This window comes from Streptomyces roseifaciens, from assembly GCF_001445655.1.
Classification (GTDB): domain Bacteria; phylum Actinomycetota; class Actinomycetes; order Streptomycetales; family Streptomycetaceae; genus Streptomyces; species Streptomyces aureoversilis.
Genome location: NZ_LNBE01000004.1, coordinates 1,246,779 through 1,261,495, shown reverse-complemented (window position 1 = coordinate 1,261,495; position 14,717 = coordinate 1,246,779). Strand labels below are relative to the sequence as shown.

General features: G+C 73.8%; 15 protein-coding genes. 9 read left to right on the top strand and 6 right to left on the bottom strand.

The annotated features are described in order from the left end of the window. Positions 1 to 126: 126 nt before the first annotated feature. From AS857_RS22750 to AS857_RS22740, 3 genes are all read right to left on the bottom strand, one after another. Entirely contained in the window at positions 127 to 738 is a 612-nt protein-coding gene (locus AS857_RS22750) for a hypothetical protein (protein WP_058045119.1), read from the bottom strand. A gap of 215 nt (positions 739 to 953) precedes the next feature. Then, positions 954 to 2,258 (bottom strand): serine-threonine protein kinase, encoded by a 1,305-nt coding sequence (locus AS857_RS22745; RefSeq protein WP_245700431.1) that lies wholly within the window; start codon positions 2,256 to 2,258, stop codon positions 954 to 956. Positions 2,259 to 2,396: 138 nt separating this feature from the next. Beyond that, the gene (locus tag AS857_RS22740; protein WP_058045117.1) at positions 2,397 to 3,683 is read right to left on the bottom strand and encodes an exo-beta-N-acetylmuramidase NamZ family protein; all 1,287 of its coding nucleotides are present in this window, start codon (positions 3,681 to 3,683) and stop codon (positions 2,397 to 2,399) included. 201 nt (positions 3,684 to 3,884) lie between these two features. On the opposite strand from AS857_RS22740, the gene AS857_RS22735 reads away from it, so the two are divergent. The 5 genes from AS857_RS22735 to AS857_RS22715 all read left to right on the top strand — a co-directional run bounded on the left by AS857_RS22735 (position 3,885) and on the right by AS857_RS22715 (position 8,191). Next, positions 3,885 to 4,646, top strand: coding sequence for an SDR family oxidoreductase (locus AS857_RS22735; protein ID WP_058045116.1), 762 nt, complete (start codon positions 3,885 to 3,887; stop codon positions 4,644 to 4,646). Next, positions 4,643 to 5,245, top strand: coding sequence for a TetR/AcrR family transcriptional regulator (locus AS857_RS22730; RefSeq protein ID WP_420823958.1), 603 nt, complete (start codon positions 4,643 to 4,645; stop codon positions 5,243 to 5,245). The genes AS857_RS22735 and AS857_RS22730 overlap by 4 nt, the downstream gene beginning before the upstream one ends. Before the next feature lie 107 nt (positions 5,246 to 5,352). Then, positions 5,353 to 5,970: a TetR/AcrR family transcriptional regulator gene (locus AS857_RS22725; protein WP_058045115.1), complete on the top strand. Its 618-nt coding sequence runs from the start codon at positions 5,353 to 5,355 to the stop codon at positions 5,968 to 5,970. Positions 5,971 to 6,069: 99 nt separating this feature from the next. After that, a complete protein-coding gene (gene hmgA / locus AS857_RS22720) occupies positions 6,070 to 7,413 on the top strand; it encodes a homogentisate 1,2-dioxygenase (protein WP_058045114.1) in 1,344 nt (447 codons plus the stop codon). Between the two features lie 22 nt (positions 7,414 to 7,435). Beyond that, a complete protein-coding gene (locus AS857_RS22715) occupies positions 7,436 to 8,191 on the top strand; it encodes a GntR family transcriptional regulator (RefSeq protein ID WP_058045113.1) in 756 nt (251 codons plus the stop codon). Here the strand turns inward: AS857_RS22715 and AS857_RS22710 are convergent. Then, positions 8,137 to 8,922, bottom strand: a complete 786-nt coding sequence (locus AS857_RS22710; RefSeq protein WP_058045112.1) for a TetR/AcrR family transcriptional regulator — start codon at positions 8,920 to 8,922, stop codon at positions 8,137 to 8,139. The two genes, AS857_RS22715 and AS857_RS22710, sit on opposite strands and share 55 nt — an antisense overlap. A 66-nt stretch (positions 8,923 to 8,988) precedes the next feature. Here AS857_RS22710 and AS857_RS22705 point away from each other — a divergent pair, with 66 nt between their 5' ends. Then, positions 8,989 to 9,981: an ATP-binding cassette domain-containing protein gene (locus tag AS857_RS22705; RefSeq protein WP_058045111.1), complete on the top strand. Its 993-nt coding sequence runs from the start codon at positions 8,989 to 8,991 to the stop codon at positions 9,979 to 9,981. After that, positions 9,978 to 10,766: an ABC transporter permease gene (locus tag AS857_RS22700; protein ID WP_058045110.1), complete on the top strand. Its 789-nt coding sequence runs from the start codon at positions 9,978 to 9,980 to the stop codon at positions 10,764 to 10,766. The genes AS857_RS22705 and AS857_RS22700 overlap by 4 nt, the downstream gene beginning before the upstream one ends. Positions 10,767 to 10,909: 143 nt before the next feature. Here the strand turns inward: AS857_RS22700 and AS857_RS22695 are convergent, their stop codons facing one another. Continuing rightward, positions 10,910 to 11,173 (bottom strand): hypothetical protein, encoded by a 264-nt coding sequence (locus AS857_RS22695; RefSeq protein WP_058045109.1) that lies wholly within the window; start codon positions 11,171 to 11,173, stop codon positions 10,910 to 10,912. A 240-nt stretch (positions 11,174 to 11,413) separates the two neighbouring features. Here AS857_RS22695 and AS857_RS22690 point away from each other — a divergent pair, with 240 nt between their 5' ends. Next, positions 11,414 to 13,090, top strand: coding sequence for a serine/threonine-protein kinase (locus AS857_RS22690; protein ID WP_058045108.1), 1,677 nt, complete (start codon positions 11,414 to 11,416; stop codon positions 13,088 to 13,090). Positions 13,091 to 13,094: 4 nt separating this feature from the next. Here the strand turns inward: AS857_RS22690 and AS857_RS22685 are convergent, their stop codons facing one another. Then, positions 13,095 to 13,898, bottom strand: a complete 804-nt coding sequence (locus AS857_RS22685) for an SGNH/GDSL hydrolase family protein (RefSeq protein ID WP_058045107.1) — start codon at positions 13,896 to 13,898, stop codon at positions 13,095 to 13,097. A 288-nt stretch (positions 13,899 to 14,186) separates the two neighbouring features. Here AS857_RS22685 and AS857_RS22680 point away from each other — a divergent pair, with 288 nt between their 5' ends. Beyond that, positions 14,187 to 14,717: a hypothetical protein gene (locus AS857_RS22680; RefSeq protein ID WP_079110574.1), complete on the top strand. Its 531-nt coding sequence runs from the start codon at positions 14,187 to 14,189 to the stop codon at positions 14,715 to 14,717.

The following is a 14,717-nucleotide window of genomic DNA, read 5'->3' as shown; positions in this document are numbered from 1 at the left end:
CCGTGCGCGCATCCTCGCACCACCGGCCGACGGCGGACACCCTGTTCCCGGTCGCCTCGGCTGTCCCTGCGGTCTTGCCGTCCGCTCGTGCGGACCTGCTTCCGTGCGGCTTCCCGCGTGCCCGCCTCACACCGCCGCGTACCGGTCCTCCAGCAGCCGGCGGCGCGCCGCGGCCAGCGCCCCCGCGGTGAGGACGGGCGCCGGCACCACGATGCCGCAGTCCGCGCAGACGGGGCCCTGCGCGGGGCAGCGGTCCAGGTCGGGCCGCCATTCGAGGCGGTCCTGCGAGCAGACGGGGCAGGCGTCCCCGGGCTCGGCCTCCATCGCGGCGATCACCCGGCGCAGCACGTCGGACAGGCGTGCGGCCGGGTAGGCCGTGGGGCTGACGCAGGGGACGATGTCGCATCCGCCCCAGGTGTGGCGGTGCCAGGCGTCGACACCGGCGGGCTGCCGGATGCCGTCGTGCTTCTCGCGCTTGCGGCGGTCGGCGAACCCCGCCTCGTAGGCGAGCCAGACCGCGCGGGCCTCCTCCAGCTCCGTCAGCGCCACGACCAGCCGGGCCGGGTCGGGGGCCCGGTCGGCGGGGTCCATCCCGGCGAGGTCGCACAGGTGGTGCCAGGTCGCCCGGTGACCGTACGGGGCGAAGCGCTCAAGGCACTTGCGCAGGGAGGTCCGCCGCAAGGCGATGGTGTTCCGTGGATTGCGCACCTCTCGTGCGAGTGCTCTGAAACCTGCCACTGCATCCCACCTCCGACAGCGCGGACTCGGATCGACATGGAAGGGACGTAACTCATCGCCATTCGGATCCATCGGCCGCGGTGCACGGCCGACTCCGCTCTGCTACCCCGAAGTCGCGCGGGGATGTGGAAACGCGCGAAGGTGGCGGATCCTCACTCTCCGCTCACCTTTCGTTCACGGACGCCGGAGCCTCGTTCACAGACGCGGGGCGTCGTTCACGGAGGCAGGAGCCGGCCGGCCAGCAGGATGACGCGGGCCAGCTCCTCGTGGCAGATGTCGCTGTGCGCGCCCGACGGGGGGCCGCCGCGCGCGACGACGGAGGACGCGTCCACGCTCACGCAGCCCCCGGCGGGCAGTCCGCCGCGCAGCGCCTCGTCCAGGCCGAGCCGCGCGCAGGGGTCCACGGCCTGGATGCCGTCGTGGCCGACCGCGCCCCACCGGCTGTCGTCGGACCCGAGCACGCTGTCGTCCTGGCGGGAGACGCGGGACGCGAGCGGGTAGAGGACGCCCAGGGCCGAGTCGTGGAGCGAGTGGCAGGAGACCAGCGGGCCGCGGACCCGCCGGTACAGCCCGTCGAGCGCCCCGCCGTTGCCGGTGTCGAACGGCAGGCGCGAGGAGAAGGCGTAGTGGGAGAAGGCCCCCTGGAGCAGGGTCACGCCGGCCAGGCAGGTGCTGTCGTCGGGCAGTCCGCGCAGCGCGAACGACACCAGGCGCGCGCCGAAGCTGTGCCCCGCCAGGTGGACGCGCAGGGCGGGGGCGGAGGCGGCCAGCCGGGCGAGCGCGGGCCCGAGGCCCTTCTCGCCGACCGTGCCCGCCCGCTTCTTCATCGTGTAGTACGACATCTGCCGCAGCACTTCGAGGGCGCCTCCCCACAGCCGCTTCAGGCCGCCGCCGAGGAAGGCGGGCGGCAGGGCGCCCAGGTGCCCCAGGGCGGAGGCGAACGCCTCGCACACCTCCTGGGTGTCACCGGTGAGCAGGTAGGGCTCGGCGTCCCCGTCCTCCGGTTCCCCCGTGGCCGCCGCCGCTCCCTGCGGCAGGGCGGGGGCGAGGCCGCGCACGAGGGAGACGAACTCCTCCAGGCGTGCGGGGTCGTCGGGCTGCCCGGCCGCCAGCTCCGCGAGCCGGTCCGCCACGGCCGGATCGCACGGCAGGGTCCTGACCAGCGCCTCGCGGGTGGCGGCGTCGAGTACGGGCGGGGCGGGAACGCCGTCGGGGCCGCCGGCGGCCGCCGCCGACGGGAAGTCGGGAACGGCCTCCCCCGGGAAGCGCATGGACGGCCAGATCACGCCGGCGTATCCGACGCGCGCGCCGGGCGCGCCGGCGAGCAGGCCCGGGAAGGGTTCGAAGAAGCGCGAGTAGAAGCGCGTGGCCATCGGCCTGTCGTTGTTCCAGCCGTGCGCGAAGACCACCAGGTCGGTCAGACCGGCCTCGGCGACTCCGCGTATCAGGGCGTCGTACTCGCCCGCGTCGACGTCCCCGTCGGCGTCGAACGTGAGCTCCCAGTAAGGATCCACACTCATGCCGGACATGGCATTCCCCCTTGAGCGGTCCGGTGCTGGCGCATCGTCCCGCCGTCAAGAGGGCCTGTCCAGACGCCCGTCACGCCGTTCACGCTTCCGTGTCCGTGCCCCGTGCGCCCCGGGCCCGTACGCGGCGGCTCAGTCGTACAGGAGGTGTTCCTCGCGCGTCGTACGGAAGGCCTCCAGGCCGGGCTGCCACGCCTCCACGATGTCGTCGACCGAGGCCCCCGCGTCGGTCATCGTGCGCACAGCCGCCGTCCCCGCGAGCCGGTCGATCCACAGGTCCGGGCGCCAGGCGAAGCCCGGCCACACGCGCCGGGCGGTCACGAGCAGGGCGACTCCGGTGCGCACCGGGTCGTAGGCCCGCCGGTCGTGCACGTGCAGCTGCACCCCGCCGATGGTGCGCCCGTGGAACTTGGAGAACACCGGTACCGCGTACGCCTCCCGGAAGCGCACGCCCGGCAGGTCCAGCGCGTTCAGGGCCGCGGCCCAGCGGTGGTCGACGCCCTCGGCGCCGACGATCTCGAACGGGCGGGTCGTGCCGCGCCCCTCGGAGAGGGTGGTGCCCTCCAGCAGGCAGGTGCCCGCGTAGGCGAGGGCGGTGTCGGGTGTGGGCACGTTGGGGCTCGGCGGCACCCACGGCAGGCCGGTGTCGCCGAAGAAGTGCGTGCGCCGCCAGCCGCTCATCCGCACGGTCTCCAGCCGCGCGGCGCGCCCGGCGGCCCTCGGCACGGCGTCAGCGTTGAACAGCAGGGCGAGCTCGGCCACGGTCATGCCGTGGGCCTGGGCGATCGGTTCGCGGCCCACGCCCGACGCCAGGGAGCGCTCCAGGACCGGGCCGTACGCGCCGCGGCCCGTCACGGGGTTGGGCCGGTCCAGGACGACGATGCGCAGGCCCGCGAGCGCCGCGGCGACCAGGGAGTCGTAGAGCGTCCAGACGTACGTGTAGAAGCGTGCGCCCACGTCCTGGACGTCGAAGACGACGGTGTCCACGCCGGCGCGGCCGAACAGCGCGGCGAGCTCCCGGCCGCGCAGGCCGTGGACGTCGTGCACCGGCAGGCCGGTCGCCGGGTCGGTGCCCGTGGTCTCCGAGCCGCCGGCCTGCGCCGTGCCGCGGAAGCCGTGCTCGGGGCCGAACACCGCGCGGAGGTCCACCCGCCGGTCCGCGTGCATGACGTCCACGACGTGGCGGACGCCGGCGGTGACGCCGGTGGGGTTGGTGACGACCCCGGTGCGGGCCCCGGCGAGCAGGGCGTAGCCGCTCTCCGCCAGCCGGTCGAAGCCGGTGCGGACGCGGGCAGCCGCCGCGGCCCCGGCCGGCGGCGCGGCGGGGCACACGAGCGCTCCGGCGGCCGCCGTGCCCAGCACCTGCCGTCTCGTCACATTCCGTGCGTACGGGGGGCGTCCCCCGGAAGAGTGCCGCATGCACACGGACAGTACGGCGTGACGGTGGTGGCACCGCTTCGCCGGGCCGGGGTCGCGCTGCAGTTCAGGCCGGGGGTACGGGGGTCGTCCCCCGGGAGGCCGCAGCCGGAGGGCGCGCCTCCGGGCGTGTTCCGTCCTCTTCCCCCGCCACATACCGACTGGTTAGTCTGCGCCGAGCAGCCGAGCCGAGGGAGACCGAGCGTGGGCATCGTGCGGGACGCGGGAGTCGTCGTCACGGGAGCGGGGGGCGGCATCGGCGCCGCGCTCGCCCGCCGGTTCGCGGCCGAGGGTGCGCGGGTGGTGGTCAACGACCTCGACGCGGGCAAGGCGGAGGCGGTCGCGGCGGAGATCGGCGCCACGGCCGTCCCGGGCGACGCCTCCGACGTCGTGGAGGCGGCCCGCGAGGCGCTCGGCGGCCACGTCGACGTCTACTGCGCCAACGCGGGCGTGGCCCCCTCGGGCGGTCCCGAGGCCGAGGAGGACCTCTGGGAGACCGCCTGGGACGTGAACGTCATGGCCCACGTGCGGGCGGCGCGCAAGCTGCTGCCCGAGTGGCTCGACCGCGGCAGGGGCCGGTTCGTGTCCACGGTCTCCGCGGCGGGGCTGCTCACGATGCTCGGCTCGGCCCCGTACAGCGTCTCCAAGCACGCCGCCCTCGCCTTCGCCGAATGGCTCTCCCTCACCTACCGCCACTGCGGCATCGACGTGCACGCCATCTGCCCGCAGGGCGTGCGGACGGACATGCTGCGCGGCACCGGCCCGGCCGGCGACCTGGTGCTCGTGCCCACGGCGATCGAGCCCGCGCAGGTCGCCGACGCGCTCTTCGACGGGATGGCGGCGGGCCGCTTCCTGATCCTGCCGCACCCCGAGGTCGCCGACTACTACGCGGCCCGCGCCACCGACCCCGACCGCTGGCTGCGCGGCATGAACCACCTCCAGCGCAAGCTCGAAGAGGAGCTGTGAACACAGCGGTGGAGGGCGGGAGCGAGGGCGGCTGCTCCGTGCCGCAGCGGCTGCTCGCTGCCGCCACCCGGCTCTTCGCCGACCGGGGCTACGACCGCACCTCCGTCCAGGAGATCGTGGAGGCCGCGGGCGTCACCAAGGGCGCCCTCTACCACTACTTCGGCTCGAAGGACGACCTGCTGCACGAGGTGTACGCGCGGGTGCTGCGCCTGCAGCAGGAGCGGCTGGACTGCTTCGCCCGCTCGGACGCGCCGGTGGAGAAGCGGCTGCGGGAGGCGGCGGCCGACGTGGTGGTCACCACCATCGAGAACCTCGACGACACGAAGATCTTCTTCCGGTCCATGCACCACCTGGGCCCCGAGAAGCTCGCGCAGGTGCGGGCGGAGCGGCGCCGCTACCACGAGCGGTTCCGGGCCCTGGTCGAGGAGGGCCAGCGCTCCGGGGTCTTCACCTCGGCCACCCCCGCGGACCTGGTCGTGGACTACCACTTCGGCTCCGTCCACCACCTGGGCGCCTGGTACCACCCGGAGGGCCGGCTGAGCGCCGGACAGGTCGCCGGCCACCTCGCGGACCTGCTGATGCGGGCGCTGCGGCCGTAGCGGACCCGGACCGCCCCACACCCTCCCTAAGCGCTTGCTCACCTCGGGGTATGGTGTTCGTTCCGCGGGCGCAGGGCCCGGGGCGGGCCGGGAGAGCGGGGCGTGGGATGGGTGCGGAGGGGCAGCAGAGCGGGCAGTGGGCCGATGTCACGCCCGACGCCGCGCGGCGGCTGGTGATCGCCGCCGTGGAGGCCTTCGCCGAGCGCGGCTACCACGCCACCACCACCCGCGACATCGCCGGCCGCGCCGGCATGAGCCCCGCCGCGCTCTACATCCACTACAAGACGAAGGAAGAGCTGCTCTACCGCATCAGCAGCGTCGGCCACCGGCTCGCCCTCGGCATCCTGCGCCGGGCGCGGGACTCGGGCGGCAGCCCCGCCGACCGCCTCTCCGAGGCCGTGCGGTGCTTCGTCCGCTGGCACGCCGAGCACCACACCACCGCCCGGGTCGTGCAGTACGAGCTGGGGGCGCTGGGCGAGGAGCACTACGCCGAGATCGTCGCCCTGCGCCGGGATACCGACGCCGCGGTGCGCACCATCGTCGAGGACGGGGTGGCCTCGGGCGACTTCGGCACCCCGGACGTGCCGGGGACGACGCTGGCGGTGCTGTCGCTGTGCATCGACGTCGCCCGGTGGTTCAACGCCGAGGGCAAGCGCACGCCGGACGAGGTGGGCGAGCTGTACGCGGACCTGGCGCTGCGCATGGTGGGGTACGCGAAGAAGTAGGAAGAAACGGCCCGCCCGTTTCCCGCGCTGATCCATTGACGCACCCCGCCGGGAATCCTACGGTCTCCCATAGGAATCCATCGGCGCTGGGAGCACGCGATGAGCGGTACGGGCAACGAGCAGGCGCGGAAGGCCGCCGAGGGGCTCGCCTACTCGGCCGGTTTCGGCAACGAGCACAGCAGCGAGGCCGTCCCGGGGGCGCTGCCCGAAGGGCGCAACTCCCCGCAGCGGGCCCCGCTCGGGCTGTACGCGGAGCAGCTGAGCGGCACGGCCTTCACCGAGCCGCGGCACAGCAACCGCCGGTCCTGGCTCTACCGCATCCGGCCCTCCGCCGCGCACCCGCCCTTCGCCCGCACCGGCAACGGGCACCTGGCGAGCGCGCCGTTCGCCGACGCCGTGCCCGACCCCAACCGGCTGCGCTGGGACCCGCTGCCCGAGCCGGCCGAGGGCACGGACTTCCTGGCCGGCCTGTGGACCCTGGGCGGCAACGGCGACGCCACCCAGCGCGCGGGCATGGCCGTCCACCTCTACGCCGCGAACGCCTCCATGACGGACCGGGTGTTCAGCGACTCCGACGGCGAGCTGCTCATCGTGCCCGAGCGCGGCGGGCTGCTGCTGCGCACGGAGTTCGGGCTGCTGCGCGCCGAGCCCGGGCACGTGGCCCTGATCCCGCGCGGGGTGCGCTTCCGGGTGGAGCTGCTGGACGCCACCGCCCGCGGCTACGTGTGCGAGAACTACGGGCAGCCCTTCACCCTCCCCGACCTGGGGCCGATCGGCGCGAACGGGCTGGCGAACGCGCGCGACTTCCTCGCCCCGGTGGCCGCCTACGAGGACGTCGAAGGCCCCGTCGAGGTCGTCAACAAGTTCTGCGGCAGCCTCTGGACGGCGACGTACGACCACTCGCCGCTGGACGTGGTCGCCTGGCACGGCAACCTCGTCCCGTACGTCTACGACCTGCGCCGCTTCAACGTCATCGGCTCGATCAGCTACGACCACCCGGACCCGTCGATCTTCACGGTGCTCACGTCCCCGTCGGACACCCCGGGCCTGGCGGGCGTCGACTTCGTCGTCTTCGCGCCGCGCTGGCTGGTGGGCGAGGACACCTTCCGGCCGCCGTACTTCCACCGGAACGTGATGAGCGAGTACATGGGCCTCATCGAGGGCGCCTACGACGCGAAGGCCGCCGGGAAGGGCGGCTTCGTCCCGGGCGGCGGCTCGCTGCACAACATGATGTCGGCGCACGGCCCGGACCGGGACACCTTCGACAAGGCGAGCGCGGCCGAGCTGAAGCCGCAGAAGGTGGACGACGGGCTGGCCTTCATGTTCGAGACGCGCTGGCCCGTGACCGCGACGGAGCAGGCCCGTACCGCCGGCCATCTCCAGACGCGCTACGACGACGTGTGGCAGGGTCTGGAGCGTCATTTCCGCCAGCCCCGCCCGTGACGCCGTACGAGCCGGAGTGTCCGTGACCACCTTCGCCCCCGACTCCCTCGCGCTCAACCGCAAGCTGCCGCTGTGGTACCAGGTGTCGCAGTCGCTGCGCGCCTCGATACTCGGGCGCTGCCCGAGCGACCCGCTGCGCCTGCCCACCGAGGACGCCCTCGCCGAGCACTACGGCGTGAGCGTGCTGACCATGCGGCAAGCGCTGAAGGAGCTGGAGGCGGAGGGCCTGATCAGCAGGCACCGGCGGCGCGGCACCTTCATCGAGCCGAGCGCCCGGCGGGTCTCCCCCGTGCGGCTGCTCGGCTCGGTGGACGCGATCGTGGCGCAGCAGTCCGGCGAGCGGACCACCGTGCTGGGCCACGGGACGGCGGCGGTCCCGGCCGAGCTGGGCGAGTACTTCCCCGACCTGGAGGAGGCGGTGGTCTTCCGCCGGCTGCGCTGCGACGGGGAGTCGGGCGAGCCGACGAACTGGGCGGAGAACCTCGTCCGCCCCGAGCTCGCCGAGCGCATCGACCTGGCGGACCTGGCGCGCTGGCCGATGACGAAGGTGCTGCGGGACGCGGTGGGCGTGCGGATCAGCCGGATCACCGACACGGTCGAGGCCCGCCTGGCCGACCCGGAGACGGCGCGGCTGCTGCAGGTGCCGCTGCTGAGCCCGATCCTGCACTACACGGGCGTGACGTACGACGCCTCGGGCCGGGCGGTGGACGTGGCCCGGATCCGCTACCGGGGCGACCGGTTCTCCTTCAGCGTCACGCTGGAGGCGGACGCCGACTGACCCCCGCCGGCGCGCCCCGGGGCGAAGCCGTCGAGCAGCCGGCCGAGGGCGCGCTCGAACTGTGCGTCGAGGTCCACGGCGGCGAAGCCCGCGCCGAGGACACCGGCCAGGCGCGGGTAGGCGCCACCGGAGAGCTCGCGCGCCAGGTGGGCCATGCGCGCGGCGTGCTCCTGACCGGGCGGGAAGGGTGAGGTGCGGGCCCGCTCGGCCTCGGAGAGCTCGTTGACCACATAGGCGGAGACGACCCCGTTGACCATCGAGATGAGCTCCATCTTGGTGCCCCCCTCGGCGTCGAGGGGTTCCAGCACCCACAGGAAGTACTCCAGGTACCGCAGGGCGTTCGGGCTGAAGCCGTGGGCGGGCGACATCAGCCGCGGCAGCCAGGGGTGGCGGTGCATCAGGGCGCGCGTCTGCCCCGCGAGGGCCAGCGTGTCGGCGCGCCAGTCGCCCGAGGGCGCCGCGGAGAGGTCGTACTCGGCGCTGACGGCGTCGACCATCAGCTCGTACAGGTCCTCCTTGCGCGGGACGTAGTTGTAGAGCGACATCGTGCCGCAGCCGGTCTCGGCGGCCACGCGGCGCATCGAGACGCCCTCGGGCCCCTCCGCGTCCGCGACGCGCACGGCCGCGGCCGCGATCTCGGCGCGGGTGTGCGCGGGGCGCGGGCCGCGGGCCGCGCGTTCGGGGCGCGCCCAGATGACCTCGGGGGTGGCCGTGCGGCCGCTGGCTGCCATGGATCACATCACCTCGCCCACCATCCTAGTTACGTACGACGTACGTAGTGGGGTAGGGTCACGGCCATGACTACGTACGCTGTACTTAGTGAGGGGCTGGAGAAGCGGTTCGGGGCCGTCCACGCGCTGCGCGGGCTCGACCTGGCCGTGCCCGAAGGAAGCGTCTGCGCCCTGCTGGGGCGCAACGGCGCGGGCAAGACCACCGCGGTCCGCCTCCTGACCACGCTCGTCCGCCCCGACGCGGGCACCGCACGGGTCGCCGGGCACGACGTGGCGCGCGCGCCCCGGGACGTACGCCGGGCCATCGGGGTGACCGGCCAGGCGACCTCCGTGGACGCCGATCTGACGGGCCGCGAGAACCTGCGGCTGTTCGGCCGGCTGCACCGGCTGGGCCGCGCGACCGCGCACGCCCGCGCCGACGTCCTGCTGGAGCACTTCGGCCTCGGGGACGCCGCCGACCGCCCGGCCCGCACCTACTCGGGCGGCATGCGCCGCCGGCTCGACCTCGCCGCGAGCGTGCTGACCAAGCCCCGCGTGCTCTTCCTCGACGAGCCGACGACCGGCCTCGACCCGGCCAGCCGCAGCACGATCTGGAGCGCCGTCCGCGAACTGACGCAGCACGGCACCACCGTGCTGCTCACCACGCAATACCTGGAGGAGGCGGATCAGTTGGCCGACGACGTCGTGCTGATCGACCACGGGCGGGCCGCCGTACGGGGCACCCCCGCACAGCTCAAGGCCCGGCTCGGCGCCCGCGCCGAGGTGGTCGTCGCGGAGGAGGAGGCGCTCGCGGGCGCCGCGGCCGTCCTGGCCCGGCTCACCGGCGGGCGGCCGGTCCTCGACACCGGGCGGCGCGCGGCCGCAGCGGTCACCACCGACCCGGACCTGACGCTCCCTCACCTCGTGCGCGAACTCGACGCGGCGGGCGTCCCCCTCGCCGACGCCGGCCTGCGGCAGCCCACGCTGGACGAGGTCTTCCTGCACCTGACCTCCGGCGCGGGCGACCATGCCGGGACCGGGGCCGGGGCCGAGGCCGGAGCCGGGGAGGCCGCCGCATGAGCTCCCTCGCGCTGTCCGACACCCGGGCCGTGCTCGGCCGTCACCTCCGGCGCATGCGCCGCGTGCCCGGACTGCTCGTGATCACGCTCACCATGCCCGTGACGATGCTGCTGTTCTTCGGTTATGTCTTCGGCAGCGCAGTGGCGCTGGAGGGGGGCGCGAACTACCGGGCGTACCTCGTACCGGGGTTGTTCGCGGTGACGGCCGTCAACGGAGTGATGACATCCATGCTGGCGTCGGCGCAGGATTCCCAGCGCGGGGTGATGGACCGCTTCCGGACCCTGCCCATGAGCCGGTTCGCCCTTCCGGCCGGGCAGACGGCGGCGGACGTGACGCTCGCGGCGATCGGGACGGTGCCGCTGGTGCTGTGCGGGCTCGCCGTGGGCTGGCGGATCGAGGGCGGTGCGGCCGGCGCCGCGGGCGCCTTCGCACTGCTGCTGCTCTTCCGGCTGGTCACGGCCTGGCTGGGCCACTACCTGGGGATGGTGCTCGGGAACGAGGAGACCGCGGGCCAGCTGGCCGGCGCGACCTTCATGCTGCCGCTGCTGTCGAACGCCTACGTGCCGACCGAGGGCATGCCGGGCTGGCTGCGCACCGTGGCCGAGTGGAACCCGATCAGCGCGCTCACCACCGCCTGCCGGGAGCTCTTCGGCAACGGCAGCACCGCGGCGGACGCATCCTGGCCGGTCGCACACCCCGTCCTGGCGGCGACCGGCTGGGCGGTGCTGCTGCTCGCGGTGTTCGTACCGCTCACGGTGCGGCGGTACGCACGGGACTCAGCCTGACCGCGGCACGGCCGGAGACGGGCCCGGACATGCCACGGCGCCGTACGGCCGCGCCCTGGGGAGAGGGTGGAGGGCCGACGGCGTCGCACCGGTGTCGCTGTCGATGACGGAACGGCTGCGGGGCGGGGCGCTCGGGGCGGGGCTCAGTCGTGGTTGCCGAAAAGGGAGCGACGCAGGCGTCTCAGCGGCGCCAAGAGGGAGACCTTCGCGGTCCGGCTCTGCTTGGTGCGCGCGTGATCACGCGTGGTCAGCTCGCGCATCAGCAGGGTCGCCCCTTCGACTTCGCGCTGGGGCACGGCAGGCCCGCCCAGCACCGCGAGATGGCGGTCGAGGCGCGCACTGGACGCACCGCTGTTGCAGCTGATGGCAGGCACCCGTGGCCTGCCGCGCATTGCTATCTGATCCATTGAGACTCCCCACCCGAACGAGGCACCCGGCTCAGGCAGGGTAACCCTACCGCCCTATTCCGTCACCCGCGCATCGGCGGGGTGGATTCACCACTCCGTCAAGGGCGTTGACAGGGCTGGCGTGAACCTGCCGTCACTGTGGGCGAGTTAGCGGGACAAGGATATGCAGAAGAGGGGGCAATCACGCTCCGTTGCGGTAGATTCACCCCGAATCGCTCTCTTGGTGGAGGGGGCCCGTCGATGAGCGGGACGTTCGGGGGCGGTCCGGAGGGCGCAGCGGTGCCGCCGGACCGGGTGGTGGCGGGCCGTTACCGGCTGCTGGAGCGGTTGGGCCAGGGCGGCATGGGCGTGGTGTGGCGCGCGCGGGACGAAGTGCTCGACCGCGAGGTGGCCGTCAAGGAGGTCCGGGCGCCGTCGGGCCTGCTCGAGCACGAGATACGGCAGCTGTACGTGCGCCTGGAGCGCGAGGCCCGGGCCGCGGCGCGCATCTCGCATCCCCATGTCGTCACCGTCTTCGACGTGGTCACCGAGGACGGGCGGCCCTGGATCGTGATGGAGCTGGTGCGCGGCCTGTCCCTGGCCGACGTCCTGGAGGCCGAGGGCCCGCTGGCCCCGGCGCGCGCGGCGCACATCGGCGCCGGCGTGCTCTCCGCGCTCCGGGGGGCGCACGCGGCGGGCGTGCTGCACCGGGACGTAAAACCGGGAAACGTCATCCTCGCCAACGACGGGCGTGTCGTGCTCACCGACTTCGGCATCGCGACGGTCGAGGGGAGCTCGGCGCTGACGCGGACCGGGGAGCTGGTGGGCTCGCCCGAGTTCCTGGCCCCCGAGCGGGCGCTGGGGAACCCGCCGGGGCCGGAGTCGGACCTCTGGTCCCTCGGGGTGACGCTGTACGCGACGGTGGAGGGCATCTCCCCCTTCCGCCAGGACACCCCGCTCTCCACCATGCGGGCCGTGGTGGACCAGCAGCTCCCGGCGCCCGTCCGGGCGGGGGCGCTCGCACCCGTCCTGGAAGGGCTGCTGCGCAAGGATCCCGCCCTGCGGCTCGGCGCCGAGGAGGCGGAGGGGATGCTGCGGGTGGTCGCGCAGGGCGGCACCCTCTCCACCCCGGGCGCACCGCCCACCGCCGAGGCCCCGACGGTCCCGGCGCACCCGCGGCGCGACCCGCCCGCAGGCCCGGCGGCGTTCTCCGGGGAGCACGGTGCCGGCGGCGGCTTCGGCCCGCCGGCCGGCGACGGGCCGTACGGGCCCCCGGAACCCCCGGGGGGCCTCGGCACCACCGGTGACGACCGGCGACGCCGCCCGGGGCTGGTGTTCGCGGTGGCCGCCGTCGTGCTCGCCCTGCTGGTGGGAGGGCTGGCCTGGGCCTTCAGCAGGGGCGAGGGCGACGAGGGCGGATCCTCCGCCGGCAGCGCGGACTCCGCCGCGCCGGACAAGAACGCGGGGTCGCGGCCGGCGTCGGGGGACGGCTCCGGGAAGACCCCGGACGGCGGCGACTCCTCGTACGGCCTGCGGGTCTCCGTCGAGGCGGTGCGCGACTCCTACACCGGCCCGTGCCCGCCGAAGAGCGCGGGCCCCTCGTTCCGGGTGACCTTCACCGTCGACCGCACCCCCGCCCGGCTCTCCTACCGCGTGGTCACGGGCAGCGGCCAGGTCGACCCCTGGCGGACCTCCGACATCTCGGCGGGCAAGAGCCTCGGCCTGACGTACGTCGAGACCGAGCACGGCACGGGCAGGGACTGGCTCGCAGTCGAGGTCAGGAGCCCGCAGAAGATCACCTCCAATCGCGTACCGTTCACCGTCACCTGCCAGGGGCCGCCGTCCGGCCGCCCGTCGGACAGGCCGTCGCCGTCCCGCCCGTCCCGGTCGCCGGGCCCGTCGCCCTCCGCGTCGACGGACCCGACGTACGGGTACTGAGCGGTCAGGCGGCCCTGGAGAAGACCGGCAGGTAGCCGCCGGACTGACCGGCCGCGGTCGGGTGGTAGGAGCTCTCGACGGGCAGGGTCACGCTGTTGAGCCAGGGGCTGCCGGAGCACAGCTCGTGGCCCGCGAAGCCGGCCGCGGCGTCGCCGTAGGTGAAGCCGTGGTCGGCGACCCGCTTGGCGATGACGGAGTTGAGCAGATCGGCGGCGGCGTTGATGGCCTTCCTCTTGGTCTCGCTGAGCCCGGCGCAACTCGCGCCGAGTTTGTAGAAGCGTGGATATCCGAGGACGACGACATGAGCGGAAGGCGCTCTTCCCTTGATGGCGGTATAGACCTTGTCGAGTTCACCGGGAAGGGTGTTCTGGACAAATGTGCGGGCTTCATTGATCCGATTGATGCAGGCACTGTCGGAGTTGATCACGCACGTGACCATGGTGTCGCCGAAGCCGGCGTCGTTCCCTCCGATGCTGAGCGAGACGAGCCCGGTCGAGCTGTTCAGCGGGCCGAGCTGCTTGCCGAGAACATCACCCGTTCGGGCCCCCGCACAGGCGGCGAAGGCGAAGCTCGCGGGGGCGTGCGCGGCGGCCCAGAGCGCGGGGTACGACTTGGAGCTGCGCTTGCAGTCCCCGCTGTTCGTGTAGTAGCTCCCGGCTCCGAGACCGGACGAATAGGAGTCACCGAGCGCCACGTAGGCGGGAGTTGCGGACTTCGTCGAAGCCTGGGCGGAGCCGGCTCCGGCGAGGGCCAGGGTGGCGGCGAGGGTGATCGCGGAGAGGGAACCCGCGAGGCGGGACAGCTTCATGGAACCTCCTTTACCAGGGTTTCTGCCGTACCCGTGGTAGCAGCAGCCCGTGGCTACCGGAAGTGTCCATGTCAAAAATGTGAGCCAATGAACGCTCAACCACCGACACCGGGGGACATTTTGACGGCCCGACATATTCGTGCAGTATTCATCTGACCGAAAGACTCCGGTTCCGTGCCGATCGGGTAACCGGAGCCCGTTTGCACGGCCTTCACATCTTGACGTCGCTCCGCCGATTGCGCGACATTGAAGCCTCGGCATCCGGCGCTTCGGGGGGCAAAGTCGCCAATGCAGAGCTTCACAGATCCCACCGGTCTCACCGGCTCGTCCGGCTCACCCGGCTCTTCGATCCCGTCCGGCCCACCCGGACCTTCCGGCCCGTCCGATCCGGCCTCGGCCACCGACCTGTCCGCACCGCCGGCCGCACCCGACCGGCCCGGCGGCGCGCGCATGCCGGCCGGGGATTCCCTGCCCGTGGCGGCCGGGGCCGCCACGGCGATCGCGGGCGTCGGCGCCGTGCTGGCGCTCGCGGACATCGGCTCACCGCTGCGTGCGCCGTTCACGCTCTTCTTCCTGCTCGTCGCGCCGGCCTGCGCCGTGGGGGCGGCGCTGCGCGGCCTCGATCCGCTCAGCCGCTCCGTGGTGGCGGCCGGCGGAGCCGTCGCCGTCGACGTGCTGGTCGCCCAGGCCATGCTCGCGCTCCACACCTGGACGGTGCGGGGTGGCGTCGCCGCGGTCGCGGCCGTCAGCCTTCTCCTGTTCCTGCTGGCACACGTGCGGCGCCACCGGTGCCGCACGGCGAAAAGTCGGGCTTCCTGA